This window comes from Deltaproteobacteria bacterium (assembly GCA_015233135.1).
Classification (GTDB): Bacteria; UBA10199; UBA10199; order JADFYH01; family JADFYH01; genus JADFYH01.
On the sequence record JADFYH010000024.1, the window covers coordinates 30,506 to 47,940 of the forward strand.

Genomic DNA, 17,435 nt, shown 5'->3' on the forward strand with positions numbered 1-17,435 from the left:
CCCCCTGTCAACTAGTACAACGGGAACTTAATTACGTTCTTCAACAAAGAGCTGCACCCGGCGATTTTGTTCCCGATGAGATTCATCACTATTGGGAACAATAGGCTTGGCCTTTCCATAACCCACCGCTCTCAAACGGCCAGCATCGACACCCTGCCCTACCAAGTGATCGACCACAGACTGCGCCCTATTTTGAGAAAGTTTTTGATTGTAGCGATCGGAGCCCAGATCACAGGTATGCCCTTCTACTCTCACGCGTTTCAGTTCGACATGCTTGTTCAAAAAAGCGGCTACTTTACCTAAGATAGGTTTACTGATTTCGCGGATATTAAACTTGTCATAATCAAAAAATAGTTTTTCGGCCATGCGAATTTCATCGCCCACCAAATAGACGTCTTGATCGTCTTTGAGAGGGAGTTCATCGCCTGTATTTTTTATTTCCAACTCATCTGGAGGTCTCTTCGTATAAGTCACCCCTGTAAAGGCGCGATAAGCAGGAGCAGTGATCCCATTGGTCATCCCCATCCCCCCACCAAAATTTACATCGATGCCATTTTTAAAGCTATATCGTCCCCCCAAACGTGCTTCCAGAGGACTGGTTCGTCTATCCTCAAAAAATTTCACTGTTTTTACTTCCGCTTCAGCAATCACTTTGAGTTTTTTAGGAAGGGCATCTACCGACACCCCCAAGCCCCCCTGAAATTGATCATCGATCAAATGTCCTGCAACATCCAGCACTGGACTGCGCATTTCGTAACCCACGTTGGCGGCCACAGAAACTCGTTTGTGGGGTTTGAAATCGACAATCAGCTTGCCTCCTCCTGAGAAATCCCCATTACCGGTAAAATTGGTCGCAGCATTCGTGGCGCTAGGAATAGAGAGATAAGGCAGTAAACTCACACCCACATGGTGTTTCTTACGGTCTAAAATTTTAAATTTTAGGGCAAACTCCAAATCGCCCATTTCAGTATGAGCCTCATCCAATCTTCCCAAGGCGGGGGCATTGATACTTTCCCAAAGATACACGGGCATACGAATACCTACATCCAACCAGTTCAAGACTCCGTAAGAAGCAAGGGCATCGGCAATAAGCACGTTGTCGCTTATTCCAGACTGCCGTACAAAATTGGAATTTCCTACTTCATAAGGACGTCGGGCATAATCAAACCATAACCCAAAATGAAATTTCCCCTGCTGTAGAGTGGGAGAGCCATAAACAGAATAATATTCTGAATCATCCATCGCAGGTTTAAAGAAATTTAAACCAAAGGAAGGATCTGCTTTAGCGGGTGGATTAAAAAGCATTAAACTCAGAAGGATTAAAGAGAGTGAAAAAACGCCCTTTAAGGCAGAGCTTCTTCTAAAGCGCAGTGCGACCAAAAAAGCCACAAGCCCCACATAGAAAAAGACCGGAGTCTTATTGGAATTTACCGCGGGATTAAGAGAAGCCACACAACCTCCTTGATTATCTAAAGGGTTACCTTGTGAATCTGTGAGGGTGGTCTGGCCACCCACAACTTGTGCGCCAGTTTGTCCTTGGCCATTTCCTGAATTGTTCTGATTTCCACTATTACTATTACCGTTGTTATTGTTAGATCCGCCATCGATATTACTTGTATTTCCCCCGCCGGTATCCTGCACCAGCTGACAATTGACACAAGTGTATCCGCTGGGAACAGGACCACAGGCCGTGCCATCGCACGATTCTCCGAGGTCACAGACGTTATTTCCACAATTATTTACATTTTGGTTTCCTCCTCCTGGGTTTGGAGTGGATGCCTTGGAGAGGACCGTCACCCTCTTTGTATCGTGGGCAAAGTCAGAAGGCACTTTTCCACATCGGCTGGAGCAGGTTAAGGTCAGATCATAGGTGCCCGGAGTATTAAAAGTAAAAGTGGGGACTAGAGTACTTGTCCCTGAAGAAGTGTAATTTGAATCGCCCGTCACAACAGCCACGGACCAGGAAGCAGAAAAGATAGCGGATGCATCCGCCGGATTAGTAGAACATTCACCGCTCACAACGGTTGCAACTCCGACTAATGTAGAAATATCTGAACCTGCATTGGAAACAATGCTCTCCAAGCTATTCATGAAAACAAAGGCTTTTCTTTCTAATGAGGGCGCAGTGGCCAGGGCAATCAGATCATCCCCTCCGGCAAGATCGAAATTCGAAGAACTAATCCCTGTAGCCTCAAGAAACTTGCCTGCCCCAAAGCTCAACGGCAAAGCGGTGTTCGACGGGGCGTAAGCACCACTGGAGAAAGCAGAGTTGAATACCACCACCCGTCCACTACTCACATTATTTGTGTCATCCTGGTAGGTAAAAGCCACGTCCTCCGCATTGTCATTATTAAAGCAACCTGTTGTCAGTGCAAATGGCTCTCCAGTAGTCGTGGGCGCATACACACGGTAATTCGATAAATTGAATCCCCCATTTTGCCCATTTATTAAATAATGAATCCCCCTGCCTTCTTGACCAGCCCCTGGGGTAGCGGTGAGGCCTGGGGTGGTATAGACAATATCCCCCCAACCATCCCCGTTAAAATCACCGATGGCAATGGAGGTTGGACGAGGATTCGAGGCGCCACTGCCTACATCGTAGTAGTCACAGAAATAAGTCATGCTGGAGGGACATTTTCCGGTAAAATCACAGAGAATAATCTTGCTCCCATTGACGCTATCATTAAGGGCTATCGCGACGTCCTTATTTTGATCGTTATTCAAATCTCCCACAGCGATGGAGGCACTGGCTGTCGTGTCCGCGAGGACTCCCGTATCCACATCCGTACGCGTTCCAGAGGCATCAAAAACAGCTAAAATCAGATTAGACGGAGAACTCTGATCAATGAGTGGCACCACTTTATTTCCAGCAACATCACTTCCAGCACATTCAAAGACAGCAGAAGTAGGCTGAGCCACTGTAGGGCTTGCCACCCCATATTTCGGAAGCCAAGAGAGATGAGAAGGGGTGACCGTTGAACCATCAAGGCCATAACCCCCAGAAGCATCAGGATTTGAAAAAATTGTAATTTCGTAATCTGAATATTGGGGGAAAAAAATCGACGTGAGATCCGGCGTAGCTGAAAAACGACCTACAGAAACAGAACCCATGGAACCCACAGTATTTATAGGATTGGGCGTATAGTTTAAGACGTTCGAATCAAATTGCTCGGTTAACCCGCCACAATCATTCCCAGGCCCATTTCCCAATAGTATGCTAAACGCTGCATTCCCTTGCTCTCCAGCGCGAAGGGCGACACAATCAGGAAATCCATCCCCATTGAAATCTGCAAAAGTTGAAGAATTTTTGCAGGCAACGCTATGGGCACTACTTTCAGACCCTCCAGAACAGGTTAGACCTGAGCCTGCAACTGAGTCACAGAGTACCAAATGATATTCACAAGAGGTATTGCTCTGTTGAAAAACTTGAGAAAAAGAAGAAATTTGAAACAAGAAAATAGGTAACGCAAAACCAACGACGAAAGATAAAATTCTCGCTTTATTCATGTATACCCCCTGGAATCCAAAAATTTAAGTAACTGCAACATATTAAACTAAAGTAAAAAAATGCAAAGCAGAATTTTAGTATTATTTGCTTATCGGATTCCTGCGGAGGTATTGGTATCAAAATCTGTGGACCAAGCGCCAAACAAGCATGCTATCTTTTTACATCCAACTTCCCCAGAATTCTGAACGGAGATTCTTTCATGCGTTGTTTTTCCTCACACTGGCAGTCTTTCTCATTCAAATTTCCACCGCAAACCTTACATAAACCTTTGCATGCGGGTTGGCACAAAAACACCATTGGTAAATCCAAAAAAGTCTGCTCCACCAGCATTTCACCCAAATCGATTTCATTGCTTTTGTAAAAGCTGAAATTGACGTCTTCGGCACTCAGCTCGACATCTTCCGATGCCTCGATGTCGCGTTGACGCTGCGATTCTTTGAGCGGCGCCATCCAGCGCTGGCTCTGAACTTTCATGGGAATCACAAAGGGGACAAGACAACGGTCACAAGTCCCATGGTAATCAAGGGTTAATTCCCCCGTAAAAGAGAGGTTGGCACCCGTTTTCTGGATTTTCAAAAAGCCCTGGAGGGGCTCTCCCTTTTTCCAATGCTCTTGAAAGGCCTCCTCAAATTTTTTCTTCGCCCAAGGGTCTTTATCAGAAAAATTCTGAAAAAAACCTTCGTCGGATATTCGAGAAACTTGAACTTTCATAAATAAGCTGCCTATCTTCTCTTTTCATGAAAACCAAGTCAAAACTTCGCTTTGTTAAGGCCTATGTCTGTGCCTTGCACCTCTTTGTTTCCTATTTTTTCCTTGGACTGCTCTATTGGACTATCCCTAGAAAACTTCATCAAAGGATCCTGCTCTGGGCCCATGCTAGAAACGCCCAACGCTTGTTAAAAACCATCCTTAAACTTCAGGGGCTCTTCATTAAGGTAGGTCAAACGATTAGTATTTTGACCCATTTTTTGCCCGAGGCCTACACAAAAAACCTGGAGCAATTGCAAGATGCAGTCCCCCCCTGCCCTTACGAAGAAATCGAACAACGTTTTTTAGAAGAATTCCAAAAAAAACCCGATGAGATTTTCAAGGAATTCAGCAAAACCCCACTGGCCAGCGCTTCTCTGGGACAAGTGCATGTGGCCTATTTGAAGGGGGGAGAGAAAGTAGCGGTCAAGGTCCAATATCCGGATATCGAAACAATCGTGAATCAGGATCTGAAAATCTTAAGGCGGATTTTTTGGTTTTTAGATCTTTTCTTTCCTCATTACCAACTCAAACAAACCTTTGAGGAAATTTCTTCCATCGTGCTTCAGGAATTGAACTTTATCAATGAAGGCAAAAATCTGGAATGGGTGCAAAATAATTTGAAGGACGAAAAAGATTTTCTCTTTTCGAAAGTGTATTGGCAGTACAGCACCGATCGTATTCTCACTTTGCAATTCATGGAAGGCATTAAAATTTCCCAAGTAGACCAGCTAAAGCAATTGGGAGTGAGCCCTAGCGAGATTGCAAAAAAACTCATCCATGCCTACTGTAAACAAATTTTTATAGATGGAGTTTATCATGCCGATCCACATCCTGGAAATTTTTTGGTGAGTGTGGAAAACACCTCATCCCAACCCTCTCCTCCAAGGGGAGGGGGTAAGGGAGAGGGTGAAAATTTCAAAATCGTTTTCATGGATTTCGGCGCTACCGCCAGAATTTCGGATGCCATGCGTGCAGGAGCCGCAGTGCTCATTGAGGGAATCATTCGTCGTGACAATGAACTCATCCGAAAGGCGCTCAAAGATATGGGATTTATCGCCCATGAGGAAAATGAAGAAAGCTTCGATAAAATTGTCGATTTTTTTTATGATCGGCTAAAAGACATCAAGCTTGAACAAATTAAAGATTTTAATTTGAATAATGTCGCTTCTCTACAAGATATAGTGGAATTCAAAAAATTGGATGTGAGTTTTTCAGAACTGCTCCACGCCTTTAATGTCCCCAAAGATTGGGCCTTGCTGGAACGGGCCATGATTCTACTGCTTGGCCTTTCTACTCATTTGGATCCAGATTTAAATCCGCTTTCCATTATTATTCCCTATGCAGAAAAATTTGTTTTGGGAAAAAATAAAACCTTAGGTGAATTTGTCATCGATACACTCAAGCAAAATGTACTGACTTACCTGCAGCTTCCCCAGGATCTGGCTAAAATCCTCAAAAAAATGAACCGCGGTGAAATGAATTTTACCTCAAAAAAACAAAACTCGGATCTAAGAGCCATTCAAAATCATTTAAAAAAATTGAACCTCTGTCTTTGTTTTTTTGGACTCCTTTTCGCGGGCACAATTTTAAAAGAAGAATACACCCAATACAGCCCTTACGCGTTCGGCCTTGCTGGCTTTGTTGCACTACTCTGGCTTAAGAATATTTTACTGGGTTGATCACTCATGCTTGCTGAGCAAAAAACATCCAACAAACTACTCCTTTTCGTTTTTTGTTCTCTGCTACTTCATCTGATTCTTATTTTAATTTTCCTTTTTTTGCCAAAATCCAAAACCAACTTATTTGAAGAAAAGAAAGATAAAAAAGTAGTGTGGATTGATCCTGCGATGCTGGGCCAAATTGTGGATATTGACAAGCCAGCCCTCTCAAAGAAACCCGAGAAGGCGAACAAACTGGCGGAATATGATTCTTCGGTAAAAAAAGAACAAGTGGCTCCGACTGTAAGATCCACTCCCAAAAAGGCAGTAAGCCCCAGCAAAAGAATACTTACAGAAAAAGAAAAAAATACCGCCAAACCTAATCCTGAAGAAGCTCCCAAAGAAACCCCAAAACAACCTAAAGACCTCAGCTTGAAACCACAAGACCTTGCCAAAAATTTTACAAAACCCGAGGCCCCCAAGCTCAACTCTGCTCCCAGTCTTGATTTCAAAAGCCTGGATTCAGGCCTGGCCTACGGCAGAACTGGAACTTCCAGTTCTCAGGAATTTTTACCCGATTATACCCTCGGTGGAAAAACTTATTTGAATGCGATGAAACTGCAGGAGATTTCTTATTTTGTTAAAATGAAACGAATCTTAAAGCTGCGCTGGAACCCTATTCCCTCGGTGAGAAATTATTTGATGAATGAAAAGGTTAAAGTGAATCGAATTGAATGTGTCGTAGGCATAAGTCTAGATCCCGATGGAAAAACCTCCCATTTATTTATCATTAAAGGATCGGGAGTGGGAAGCTACGACCGGGAGGTGCTCCAAACTTTCAAAGATTCTTCCCCTTTTTCAAAACCTCCTGAAAAATATTTAAAGAATGGTGAACTGAATATGAGTTGGACTTTTACGGTTTATTTGTGAGCCCAAAAAAACAGTTGTATCGGGAAGTGCACAATTAAGCGCCTTCTGCCATCAATTGATAGCCACAGTCTTTGCCGGGGCACACTTTTTTCTCGCCCTCTTTTTTGGAATATTTCACCAAAAGATATTTAGAACCACATTGAGGACAGGCCTCATTTACCGGTTTGTCCCACAAGGCGAAGGTGCATTTGGGATAAGCGGTACAGCCGTAGAAAGACTTTCCCCGTTTTGATTTTCTTTCGGCAAGAGGGGCCGAGCATTGAAGGCAGTTCACTCCAATGGAAATGGCTTTGGTACTTTTACATTCGGGATATTTAGAGCAGGCCAGAAAACTACCAAAGCGTCCCCGTTTCACCAACATGGGAGAAGCGCATTTATCGCACACTTCAGTAGTGGTGGGGGTTTCCTGGATGGCATAAGCTCCATCCTCCGCTTTGGCGATTTCCTTGGTACTTTTACATTCAGGATATCCAATGCAGGCCAGAAATTCCCCGTGACGTCCGAATTTCACCACCATGGGTCGTCCACATTTTTCACACACAAAATCTGTTTTAATTTCTTGCCGCTTGATATCTTTCATTTGCACCTTTGCCTTTTGCAAAGTGGCATCAAAAGTGGTGTAGAATTTTTTTATGGTGTCTCGCCAAGCAAGCTTGCCTTCTTCGACGTCATCCAATTCGTCCTCCATTTTTGCGGTGAACTGAACATTTAAAATATCGGGAAAATGATTGACCAAAAGGTTATTGACGATATTGCCCAAGGTCGTAGGCCTGAATTTATTCTGTTCTTTGCTGATGTATTTTTTATCCACGATCGTCGAAAGAATACTCGCATAGGTAGAAGGCCGTCCAATTCCCTTTTCTTCCAATTCTTTCACGAGTGAAGCATCGGTAAAGCGGGGGGGAGGCTGGGTGAAATGCTGTTCGGGAAGCAGATCCAACAATTTTAAATTTTCCGGGGCTGCCAGATTGGGGAGTCTCTTCTCTTCATCTTCATCCGCAGTATCGTCTTTGCCTTCCAGATACACGGCAATAAAGCCCGGGAATTTCATCACCGAACCCGTCGCCCTGAAATCATAAGGCCCTGCGCTGATATTAAAAGTGGTTTGATCAAACACAGCGGGAGACATCTGACAGGCGATAAAACGCTTCCAGATGAGTTCGTACAATTTCATTTCATCAGCGCTCAAAGATTTTGCGACCAGGGCAGGGTCATATTGCAGAGACGTGGGGCGAATGGCTTCATGGGCATCCTGCGCCGCCTTCTTGCTTTTGTAGACAATCGCAGCTTCAGGCAAATAATCTTTGGAATAATTTTTAAGGATGAATTCGCGGACTTCAACAAGGGAGTCGGGGGATAGGCGAGTCGAATCGGTACGCATGTAGGTAATTAAACCGGCCGTTTCGCCTTCACTCACTTCCACACCTTCGTAAAGTTTTTGGGCCAGCATCATGGTCTTCTTAGCCGAATACCCCAACTTTCGCGCGGCCTCTTGCTGGAGGGTGCTGGTGGTAAAAGGCGGGGAAGGCTGGCGTCGTCGCTCCTTTTTAAGAACTTCTTTGAGAATAAAAGGAGTTTTGGAAACTTCCTCTTTAATCTGCTCGGTTACTTCTTTATTTCCCAACTCGATTTTTTTTCCTTCTTTGCCCATTAACTTCGCCACAAAAGAGGGCGCCTTGCTTCCTTCGAGCTGAGCTTCCAAACTCCAGTATTCGGTACTTACAAACTTTTCAATCTCGGCTTCGCGCTCGCAGATAATCCGAACCGCCACCGATTGCACACGCCCCGCCGATAAGCCCCGTTGCACTTTTTCCCAGAGCAGAGGGCTGATTTGATAACCCACCAGGCGATCGAGCACACGCCGTGCTTGCTGGGCATCGAACAGACTTTGATTTAAGGCTAAAGGGTGCGCAATGGCCTCTAAAATAGATTTCTTGGTAATTTCATGAAAAAGCACCCGTTGAATTTTATCGGAGGCCGCAGTTACTGGAGCCTCAAGCTTTTTGGCAATTTTGGAATCTTTTTTGGTTTTTTTGATAGCCTTGCTTTTTGAACTTATTTCTTCGGCGATATGCCAGGCAATGGCCTCTCCCTCACGATCCGGATCGGTTGCCAGAAACACGTAATCGGATTTCTCGGCGGCAGATTTGATTTCATCAATAACTTTTTTCTTTCCTTTAATCACTTCATAGGTCGGCTCAAAATCATTTTTGATATCGACACCCAGCTTTGACACCGGCAGATCTTTCACATGGCCCACCGACGCCTTCACCGAATAGTTTTTTCCCAAATATTTACCGATGGTCTTCGCTTTGGAAGGAGATTCAACAATCACGAGAGTTTTGGACATTTTTTTACCTTTTAATTTTCTGCTTTTACAAAAAACTTTCCGGGGAGTTCATTGACATAACCCCTCAGCATTAAATCGGTGAGTATCCCAATCGCCTCCGAAGAACCCAGTCCCGATTTTTCGACGAGTTGATCGACATGCAAGGCATCCTCCGACAAACAAGTATATAAGCGAGCTTCAGAACCCTTCAAGTCTTCAGCGATTCTGTTTTTCAATCCTTCAGGGCCTGCCTCTTTATTCTGGCTTTTTTCAGAAGGCAAAGTTTTTTTAGCCTGCCCAAACTGATAAAGAGACTGAAACTGCAAAAATTCTTCGAGCACTTCCGAAATACTCGTCACCAACTTTGCGCCTTCCTGGATTAAACGATGAACTCCGGCATTATTCTTTGAGAATATTGAACCAGGGACGGCAAACACCTCCCTGCCCTGCTCCAGCGCAAACTTTGCTGTAATCAGCGCCCCACTTTTTTCGGGCACTTCCACGAGGAGGACTCCTTTGGATAAGCCACTGATCAAACGATTACGCTCGGGGAAATTCCAGGCTTGAGGAAGGGTCTCTGTGGCATACTGAGTGACAAAGGCACCTCGCTCAATCATCGGCTGAAACAATTTCAGATTTTCCCTGGGATAAACCAGATCCAGGCCCGTTCCCAAAACCCCAACGGTCGGCAAATTGTGACGGAGCGCCGCTTCGTGGGCACAAGTATCAATCCCTCTTGCAAAGCCGCTTACAATCAGGAAGTTCTGACCTTGAAGTTCTGAAATAAAACTTTCAACTACTTTTCTCCCATAATCGCTACACTCCCGAGTGCCCACAAAAGCGAGAGGGAAATGAGTGCTGAAAGTGTCCAGCTTGCCTTGAGTAAAAAGAAGAGGCGCTGCATCAGGAATTTCTTTGAGTAGATCTGGATAGGCGGGATCCAAAAAACTGAGGATTTTGCCCCCTCTTTCCTTCATCCACAAAATTTCTTTTTCCGCCCGTCTTAAAATTTCTTCGGAGGCATAATCGCTCAATATTTTTTGTCGTTTACTTTCCTCTTTTAAGGGAACTTGCTCCAGTTGAGCATAAATCCAGGCTTCATCCTGAAGTAAATTCAAAGAAGCAGAAGGCAGATTCTTGTAAAGAACATGAAAGGCCTTTTTCCCTAATCCAACGGTAAAAAAGATTTTTAGTAAATTCAAAAGAGAAAGGTCATCAAGCATGGTGTAAAGCACTTCCTGCATCAACTCGTTCTTTCAGTTCTTTGCCCACCTTAAAATAAGGAAGTTTTTTTGGTTTTACTTCTATCGATTGGTTGGTGCGTGGGTTTCTACCCTTATAGGAGCCATAACTGCGAACCACAAAACTGCCAAAGCCCCTAATTTCGATACGATCCCCTCTCATCAGGGCCCCACACATTAAATCAAAAACCAAGTTCACAGTATCCTCCGCCTGCTTCTTGGGTAAATTGGCCTTCGACATGATTTGTTCTATAAGATCGGATTTATTCATAGTAATTCCCCCAATGCCCCCGGCATGAATCGAACATGCGACCAACGGTTTAGGAAACCGCTGCTCTATCCCCTGAGCTACGGAGGCGGAATTTTTATTTTCATAACTTTATATATACATTTTAAATGGTTAAGCTACTTATTTTTTTTAAACAACCCATATAACAAAAAAGTGTATTTTTTTGTCCCCAGACCCATCCATCGCACGGAATGAGCCGCGAAGCTTTGATGACTCCTTATCTAATCCCTATGCTTCTGCAACTATTTTTGTAGCTTCTATCTATTAGATGAAAAAGAACTTCTCTCGATTATCGCCCACGAATCCAACTGTCATTACTACACCATTGCCTGGAATCTTCCGGGGAAACCCCAAACGGCAAAATCAAAATTCTTCGATTCTCTCAATGAAGCCAAAAGCCTGGCCGAAGCATTAATCGCCACTAAACAATATCGAGTCGATGTAGGTATAGGTCAGATTAACAACGAAGCACATCTTCAGCCCAAAGGGTGGAGTCTGGAAGAGGTATTAAATCCACAAACGGCTTTGAACCGGGTGGCTCAAGTGCTTAAAGAAAGGGGCTGGGCGAATTATCATTCGAGTAATTCGGATTTAGCGAGGAGATGGCAAGAGTTAGCTTTAAAGGCGCTCTCTCAAATTAATTCTAATTCTGAAATTTCTTTTTTAAAGAAAAAAACAAATATTAAAAATATTTCAATTGCTAACTTAAATAAAAAACGCTCTCAATCTAAGCTGATTGTTTATAACAGCTTAGACCAGAGCGTTTCTCAAGATTTTAACAAAAAATTATTTATTTTGAATCCAGCAAAAGTAAATTCATTTGGCATTTATACTCAATTCTAATTAAGAATTTTTCATTGGACACAATCTATTGATAGGTCGCTGCAAAAGCGGCTCGTTCTATTCGGTAAACCTCATTCATTACATTGCCTGCCGCATCAAGTGGCATACAAAGATAATCACCTATTGTCACAATCATAGATTCTCCCCAGCTAGCAGTAAAACGGGCTACTCCATTTTTGCATCACGTTTATTTCTGTACCAAATTAATCCACTGGAATTTTAGTTTTTGGATTTATCTCAAGCCTAAATACAACAGGTATTTTCAAGTCACCCGTAGTTCTCTGTATGGTTACCTGCATAGGAGTTCCTTTAGAATCACTAAAAGGAATTTCACTAACATTATCGTCTCCTAAAAGCGCTACGATTCCCTCTGTAGCTTCAGCATCACCTATTAGCCCCGACAATCCGTTGCGGAGCACTGATTTAAGAAAAGTTACCATCGACTGTTTAATTCTACCAGTGATTTGCTCAAGTCTGATTCTTTGAGGTTCTGGTAGGGTATGTCTTCTATCTGTAAAATACCTATCCCATTCTTCTGGAGTTTGAGGCCCGTTTGCCATCATTATCCCAGCGCCTAAAGGCCCACCGGCATTAGCCACTGCTGCCCGAGTAGGAACTCGAATGGAAACTGTGTCCACAGCAAGAGCTTCCGCAAAGCGTCCACCTTGGGCTAAATCTTGCATCCATTGAGGAACTGGAATTTGAACTGCTTCTGCATTACGGACAGCATTGGCAACTTCTCCACCCCCTTTAATCATGGAGCGTCCGCCCATTACTAATAAGGCAGCTGTTAAGAGAGTTGTGGTCACTTCATCCGCTGCAGCTTGTGCCCCTTTATGAGACAAGGATCCGTTAGCCCAGCTCCAAAGATTGCGGCCTACTAAACCTACTCCATCGAGCATTCCTTTAACTGGAGTCGAAACAAAAGTTCCGATTCCATAGAGAGGTCCAAGTACTCCATGAGAGACAGTGGCACTAACCGTATCCAGAGCCCACTGATTGATTCCTAGTGGAATAGCTCCTAAAACACGAGCCGCACCTAAGCTTACGCCAACTAATGCTCGAGTAGCAGAAGAAGAGTGATTTTCATTTAAACGGGTATCAACAAGGCCAGCTGCTTGATCAATTGCTTCATTGTAAGCTTGAGTCACCGAATGATGATCGGCCCAGAAATCTTGAGTTTGACGAATAACATTTGTAATGGAAGAAAACATAAACTCTCCTTGAATTTTTAATTATCAAAACACTAGAAGAGTTATCGGTAAGAGAATAAAATTGTTGCTTAAAAAAATGAAAAAAAACTACCCCCAGTAATTAAATGCATCTAATGAAATAATTTTTATTTTCTTTAGATTAAAGCTAGTTACAGCTTAAAAATTCTTTGTATCCGGGGCTTATGCAGAATCCATAAGTTCATGGACAAAACAAGTAACAGGTATGGATTGGACTGTACAAAGATTGGGCTCTCTCATTACCACGACCAGAGATGAAGCGATGCGAGCAAGACAGCGAAATATTCCAGGTCGCTTATTTGAGTTCTTAGAAAATTTTTAATGGCATCTTTCGACAGAGAGGATAAAAAAGCCCAATCGCTCCATTAACAATCCCTTTGACATCGTCACCGACGACTTCAACCACGATGGCCACGCGGACCTCTTAATTTCTGTCACCGGCAGCAATAAAATTGTGACATTACTGGGCAACAAAGAACCCACGCTCTCAAGCCCCTCGATAGATTCCACAACAGGCGTCTTTCAAGTCACCTATACCGATGCCGATAACGAAGCACCGACAAGTATTACCGTAACCATTGATGGAACACCAGTGACCGAAGCAGACCCAACAGACACCACTTACACTGACGGCAAAATCTATCACGTCACCCACGCCCTAGCCGAAGGCAGCCACAGCTACAAATTCGCCGCTAGCGATGGCACTTACAATGCAGTCGGTAACCCAGCTTCAATCGTAACCACCGACCAAAGCGTAACGGTAGCTCCTGCAGCCACGGCTTCTAGCAGTGGAGGGTGTTCTCTTTCTTCTTCTCCCTCTCATGATGAAACACTGTATGCATTTGCTGCGTCAATTTTGATGTTGGGTGCGGTGAGAATTGTCAGGAGAAGAAGTGTTTCTTAATAGGGAAGTGGCCCCAATTCCCCTTCATATCGAATATAAACCCATTCTTTAAGCCTCTCCATTTTTTGTGGGGCATCTAGTTGAATGACTTGTTCGTCGAGCTGCCAGTTTTCATAAAAATCAGAAGCTATTTCTGTCGCGAAAGCGGAGACTAAATCTCTTTCAATGTCACAAATGGATTTATCAAAATAAGATTTTACAAAAATAATTCTCTTTTCAAAATCCCAGCCTAGAGTGATAGCTCTTAGGCTTGGAGTAGCAACACCTCGTAAAGCACTTTGTGCGCCTAATAATAGTCTAATTCTAAATTTATTTTCTTCTTCTGTGATTGTCATTTTCGAGGGCTCCTAGGTACGATGTGGACGTCATTTTTTGCATAATCAATCGAACCAATTGTAGTTTCAAAATATGTTTTAGCTTCTTTGTCATAAAATTTTCCAATTGTTTCACCAAAATCAATTCTTTCTTTATAACCCGCTTCAGGAAATATTTTTCCAGGCCCCATAGCTTTACCCGTTCCTGCAAATTTATCAACAAGACCCTGTGGATCAGGATGAGTAAGGATGCTTCTCGGTAGATCAAAATTATTATGCCCCAAAATATGCTTTCCCTGCTTGCCTTCGTGTACCGTAAATTTTTGAGGTTTAAGTTCACCTACACCCTCGGGATTTATTTTTGAAAGCAAAGTTTCTTTTTCAAATCCATTCGCTCCCTGGGCCAAAAGCTCTGCTGCCTCGGGGATAATCTTCTTTTCAGTTTGAGCCAGAATTTTTAACCCTGCTTCTTCAAGACCTGCAGCCTTACTCAGCAGAGAGGCCTCTTTCTCAACCGCCAGCACACCTTTCAATTCTCCCGGCCCATAAAATAGGGACGCAACATTAAAAGTAGTCTCTCCCCAAGCCTTGGCCCTTACATTGGGGTCACTGCTTTCAAAAGGCTTTGTGAATTCATTCCATTCGTGTTGAACTGCGTGACCCAGTCTCTCAGATCTTTTTAAAATTTCTTCTTTGGGCTGATCCCAAAGCCTTTGCAGATCTTTATAATCCTGCCTGGCTTCTTGATACGCGGCTTCTGCTTTTTCTTGGGGGTGAGAAATAAAATCGGCCGTTTTTTCTAAGGTATCCAAGCCTTGTATGGCAGGGAGCAGAGAGAGCTTGGCCAGGCCTTTGGCGGTGTCTACAACCCCTTGCCCTATCCCGGCATAAAAATAGAAGGCTTGCTTGGCACGGTCTTTAAAAGAGAGTTGAGTTTCCATGCTTAGTTACAAAGCAGGAACTGTGCCTGTTTGCTGGAAAAAAGAGTTGATGAAAAATGAGAGCTTATTGAATTTGTGAAAAAATGGAGCGTATGGAAATCGAACGAGTGTAGGAAAAATGGAATGCGTTGAATAATATGAACTCACGAAAATGCTCTCGCATTTTCTCCCCTGTCATACGCGCCGACATTTGACTATGCTTAAATGAACGACCTAATCAAAACGGGTGAATTGCGGCGAAATCACGCAACGCGGGATGGAATAACGATTTCCTCTTAACTATTATTGCTCAGGGTGGACAAATTTAGATGCGCTCGCCCTGGGGGATCGAGGGGAGTTCACCATACTACAAATCCACTTTTCGTCTCCAAACTCTCACCACACACAACATTAAAATTGACGCAACAAAGAGCAGAAAATTTTTTTCATAATTTTCACTTTTTTTTTAAATTATTTTAAATACTGGGTCTAGCTAATGCATTGGAAATGCCAAAAAAAGTGGACGAAAAATATGAACTTTTATTTTGTGGAAGTTTGAAACTCGGACGCTTAAAGTTTTATGCGTTCGATTTATGAACGCCGTCTTTTCTTTTTCTTTTTTGTAGATTGAATAAGTATTCGTTTTTCAACAGCTCTTTTTTTACAGCAAACAGGCACAGTTCCTGCTCTGTAAGGCAGCATGGACTTCTCTTCAATCACCTCATTCTTTTCAAACTCTGTTGCTAAAGTGCAAAACTTTATTTCAGGAACAGAAAATCATTCACCTCCTCCCGGGGCTGCTCAAGCCTCTTCATCTCTGAATCCGCCGGATCCACCGCAGCAAGTGAGTCGGTTGAAAAATTTGGAACAAAAGCTTTCGGATTCTTTTTGTGAGGTGAGTGATTATGTAAAAGGCTTTGGCCGTGGGATTAATCCTGTTTCATCTTTCACAGATCCCATTCAGAGTTCTCTCAAAATTGAAGACTCTCACTGCAGCGATGGAAAATCTTTTGCCACAGGGCAAATGCATGGTGCAGCTGTGGGTTTAGCTGGAGATGCCCTTGCTATAAGTACAGGGGCCACTACCGATGGACTCAGCTTTGCGTGCGAAGGCGTTACCGCTGGGGCCTGTACGCTTGCTGCTGTGCCGGCGATGGCCTTGGGAACTACTCAAATCGCAGCAGGTGCGATGATGGCCGTGGGGCATGGGGCGAATTATTTGGAGGCAAGTGCGGAGTTGCATCGGTTTGGAAGTTCAAAAGAATCAGTTCGTAGACTTAATCGAATGTCACAAGAAGCGGAAAACGATCCTAATACTAAAATTCATGGAGTCTCTGTAAGTGAAAATAAACCTACTGATGGCCGAGAGATCTCAACTGCGCAAAAAAATGAAGTTGAAAAATACTTTAAGGTTCATGATACTCCAAAAAAATGGGATACTGGCCACAAAACTTTAGAGCTACCAAAGCCGGTCACTCAGCAAATTACGGATCTATATAACCGACTTTTTGGAAGGATACCATGAGCATACAATGTTGTACTTTATTTCTACAAAAAAAATCTGGCTCTTCGCCTTTTGAAATTATTTACTTATTAGATTACTACGATGGTGCTGTTGCTGGTTTTCTGCGATGTAGAATTTGCAATAAAAAATATTTCTTTTGGATGATAGCTTGGGATAAATGGCAAGCGTACAGATTATTTGCCATCAGAGAGTTTGCAGCCGATCTCAGTGAATTGATTGAAAGTAGAAAACACAAAATAGACAAATTTATTAAGGAGCCTCTTCCTAAAGCAATAGAAGAAGAAATTAGAGATTGTCAAAACTCAAAAAACTTAACGTATCTTTACACACAAGATATCGAAAGAAAAATTGATAAGATTCTTCTTTCATTCTCAAGATAAACTTCTGGCTTCTTCATGTCCTGCCTCCTGCGCTATAGGCTGCGCGCACGGTGTGCCACGTAGTTACGAAGCACTTTATCCATTAAAGACTGCCAACCTTGGCCTGTAGATTTGAAATAACTCACAACCTCTGGACTATAGCGTACCGATACGAGAAGTTTTTTATTTTCAGATTTTGGTCGCCCACGCAAAGTGCGTAGAGGAAGCATAGCCTTAAGTTGTTTTCGCGTGAGGGGTTGTACATCAGGGTCTCGCTTCGCTGCTGCGATAATCGATTTGTCTTCTTTTGCGCTAGGCAAAAGAATGGTCTTTTTCTTAGAAGTTTTCGACATAGTGCTTTACCTCGCGACGAGTTGCACGGCGTAGGCTGATGATTCTGCGTACCTCACCACGATCTACGAACGCTACATAGTAAAGAATATAAATCTCCTCCGTCACCGATTTAATTAATCTTAGCCCAAAGAAAGTTGTCTAATTCATCAAAGTTGTCAGCGCGCATGACAGGGAGCCTGGAGTTCGCATGATAGGGCCCCACCTGTACGCATGATAGGGACCCGGTGGTTCGCAAGGATAGGGACCCACTTTTTCCTCTAAAAAATAGCGACGGATCTT

At 43.3% G+C, this 17,435-nt stretch carries 15 protein-coding genes and 1 tRNA gene; 6 read left to right on the plus strand and 10 right to left on the minus strand.

Annotation, left to right across the window (positions count from 1 at the left end; genetic code table 11):
- Positions 1-27: 27 nt before the first annotated feature.
- Complete coding sequence (locus tag HQM15_08625; protein ID MBF0492831.1) at positions 28-3,507, minus strand: OmpA family protein; 3,480 nt, start codon at positions 3,505-3,507, stop codon at positions 28-30.
- A gap of 151 nt (positions 3,508-3,658) precedes the next feature.
- Positions 3,659-4,219, minus strand: coding sequence for a DUF177 domain-containing protein (locus HQM15_08630; GenBank protein ID MBF0492832.1), 561 nt, complete (start codon positions 4,217-4,219; stop codon positions 3,659-3,661).
- Positions 4,220-4,245: 26 nt separating this feature from the next.
- On the opposite strand from HQM15_08630, the gene HQM15_08635 reads away from it, so the two are divergent.
- Both HQM15_08635 and HQM15_08640 read left to right on the plus strand, forming a co-directional pair.
- Entirely contained in the window at positions 4,246-5,937 is a 1,692-nt protein-coding gene (locus tag HQM15_08635) for an AarF/ABC1/UbiB kinase family protein (GenBank protein ID MBF0492833.1), read from the plus strand.
- 99 nt (positions 5,938-6,036) lie between these two features.
- Positions 6,037-6,846 carry a TonB family protein gene (locus HQM15_08640; GenBank protein MBF0492834.1) on the plus strand — a complete coding sequence of 270 codons (810 nt, stop codon included), beginning with the start codon at positions 6,037-6,039 and terminating at the stop codon, positions 6,844-6,846.
- 34 nt (positions 6,847-6,880) lie between these two features.
- Here the strand turns inward: HQM15_08640 and topA are convergent, their stop codons facing one another.
- From topA to HQM15_08660, 4 genes are all read right to left on the minus strand, one after another.
- On the minus strand, positions 6,881-9,196 hold the full coding sequence (gene topA, locus HQM15_08645) for a type I DNA topoisomerase (protein ID MBF0492835.1): 2,316 nt from the start codon (positions 9,194-9,196) through the stop codon (positions 6,881-6,883).
- Positions 9,197-9,207: 11 nt separating this feature from the next.
- Positions 9,208-10,398 (minus strand): DNA-protecting protein DprA, encoded by a 1,191-nt coding sequence (dprA, locus tag HQM15_08650; GenBank protein MBF0492836.1) that lies wholly within the window; start codon positions 10,396-10,398, stop codon positions 9,208-9,210.
- Positions 10,391-10,687 carry an integration host factor subunit beta gene (locus tag HQM15_08655; protein MBF0492837.1) on the minus strand — a complete coding sequence of 99 codons (297 nt, stop codon included), beginning with the start codon at positions 10,685-10,687 and terminating at the stop codon, positions 10,391-10,393. Before HQM15_08655 ends, dprA begins: the two co-directional genes overlap by 8 nt.
- A gap of 14 nt (positions 10,688-10,701) precedes the next feature.
- Positions 10,702-10,774 (minus strand) — tRNA-Arg (locus HQM15_08660).
- Positions 10,775-11,239: 465 nt separating this feature from the next.
- Between HQM15_08660 and HQM15_08665 the strand changes: the two genes are divergently transcribed.
- Positions 11,240-11,548, plus strand: a complete 309-nt coding sequence (locus HQM15_08665) for a hypothetical protein (GenBank protein MBF0492838.1) — start codon at positions 11,240-11,242, stop codon at positions 11,546-11,548.
- A 203-nt stretch (positions 11,549-11,751) separates the two neighbouring features.
- On the opposite strand, the gene HQM15_08670 is transcribed toward HQM15_08665, so the two are convergent.
- Positions 11,752-12,762: a hypothetical protein gene (locus HQM15_08670; GenBank protein ID MBF0492839.1), complete on the minus strand. Its 1,011-nt coding sequence runs from the start codon at positions 12,760-12,762 to the stop codon at positions 11,752-11,754.
- A 472-nt stretch (positions 12,763-13,234) separates the two neighbouring features.
- Here HQM15_08670 and HQM15_08675 point away from each other — a divergent pair, with 472 nt between their 5' ends.
- On the plus strand, positions 13,235-13,684 hold the full coding sequence (locus HQM15_08675; protein MBF0492840.1) for a hypothetical protein: 450 nt from the start codon (positions 13,235-13,237) through the stop codon (positions 13,682-13,684).
- Here the strand turns inward: HQM15_08675 and HQM15_08680 are convergent.
- Together HQM15_08680 and HQM15_08685 are read right to left on the minus strand one after the other, a co-directional pair.
- Positions 13,681-14,019, minus strand: a complete 339-nt coding sequence (locus HQM15_08680) for a hypothetical protein (protein ID MBF0492841.1) — start codon at positions 14,017-14,019, stop codon at positions 13,681-13,683. The genes HQM15_08675 and HQM15_08680 overlap by 4 nt on opposite strands.
- Positions 14,016-14,939: a hypothetical protein gene (locus HQM15_08685; protein MBF0492842.1), complete on the minus strand. Its 924-nt coding sequence runs from the start codon at positions 14,937-14,939 to the stop codon at positions 14,016-14,018. The genes HQM15_08680 and HQM15_08685 overlap by 4 nt, the downstream gene beginning before the upstream one ends.
- A 679-nt stretch (positions 14,940-15,618) precedes the next feature.
- Here HQM15_08685 and HQM15_08690 point away from each other — a divergent pair.
- Together HQM15_08690 and HQM15_08695 are read left to right on the plus strand one after the other, a co-directional pair.
- Complete coding sequence (locus HQM15_08690) at positions 15,619-16,443, plus strand: hypothetical protein (protein ID MBF0492843.1); 825 nt, start codon at positions 15,619-15,621, stop codon at positions 16,441-16,443.
- Positions 16,440-16,823 carry a hypothetical protein gene (locus HQM15_08695; GenBank protein MBF0492844.1) on the plus strand — a complete coding sequence of 128 codons (384 nt, stop codon included), beginning with the start codon at positions 16,440-16,442 and terminating at the stop codon, positions 16,821-16,823. Before HQM15_08690 ends, HQM15_08695 begins: the two co-directional genes overlap by 4 nt.
- A 32-nt stretch (positions 16,824-16,855) precedes the next feature.
- Here the strand turns inward: HQM15_08695 and HQM15_08700 are convergent, their stop codons facing one another.
- Positions 16,856-17,155 carry a BrnA antitoxin family protein gene (locus tag HQM15_08700; GenBank protein MBF0492845.1) on the minus strand — a complete coding sequence of 100 codons (300 nt, stop codon included), beginning with the start codon at positions 17,153-17,155 and terminating at the stop codon, positions 16,856-16,858.
- Between the last annotated feature and the right edge of the window lie 280 nt (positions 17,156-17,435).

What these genes read in the sequence shown, in the direction of transcription:
- HQM15_08680 (MBF0492841.1), bottom strand. Translation starts at nt 14,019, where the DNA reads ATGACAATCACAGAAGAAGAAAATAAATTTAGAATTAGACTATTATTA.
- HQM15_08630 (MBF0492832.1), bottom strand. Translation starts at nt 4,219, where the DNA reads ATGAAAGTTCAAGTTTCTCGAATATCCGACGAAGGTTTTTTTCAGAAT.
- HQM15_08685 (MBF0492842.1), bottom strand. Translation starts at nt 14,939, where the DNA reads ATGGAAACTCAACTCTCTTTTAAAGACCGTGCCAAGCAAGCCTTCTAT.
- HQM15_08635 (MBF0492833.1), top strand. Translation starts at nt 4,246, where the DNA reads ATGAAAACCAAGTCAAAACTTCGCTTTGTTAAGGCCTATGTCTGTGCC.
- HQM15_08670 (MBF0492839.1), bottom strand. Translation starts at nt 12,762, where the DNA reads ATGTTTTCTTCCATTACAAATGTTATTCGTCAAACTCAAGATTTCTGG.
- HQM15_08695 (MBF0492844.1), top strand. Translation starts at nt 16,440, where the DNA reads ATGAGCATACAATGTTGTACTTTATTTCTACAAAAAAAATCTGGCTCT.
- dprA (MBF0492836.1), bottom strand. Translation starts at nt 10,398, where the DNA reads ATGCTTGATGACCTTTCTCTTTTGAATTTACTAAAAATCTTTTTTACC.
- HQM15_08690 (MBF0492843.1), top strand. Translation starts at nt 15,619, where the DNA reads ATGGACTTCTCTTCAATCACCTCATTCTTTTCAAACTCTGTTGCTAAA.
- HQM15_08700 (MBF0492845.1), bottom strand. Translation starts at nt 17,155, where the DNA reads ATGTCGAAAACTTCTAAGAAAAAGACCATTCTTTTGCCTAGCGCAAAA.
- HQM15_08655 (MBF0492837.1), bottom strand. Translation starts at nt 10,687, where the DNA reads ATGAATAAATCCGATCTTATAGAACAAATCATGTCGAAGGCCAATTTA.
- HQM15_08625 (MBF0492831.1), bottom strand. Translation starts at nt 3,507, where the DNA reads ATGAATAAAGCGAGAATTTTATCTTTCGTCGTTGGTTTTGCGTTACCT.
- topA (MBF0492835.1), bottom strand. Translation starts at nt 9,196, where the DNA reads ATGTCCAAAACTCTCGTGATTGTTGAATCTCCTTCCAAAGCGAAGACC.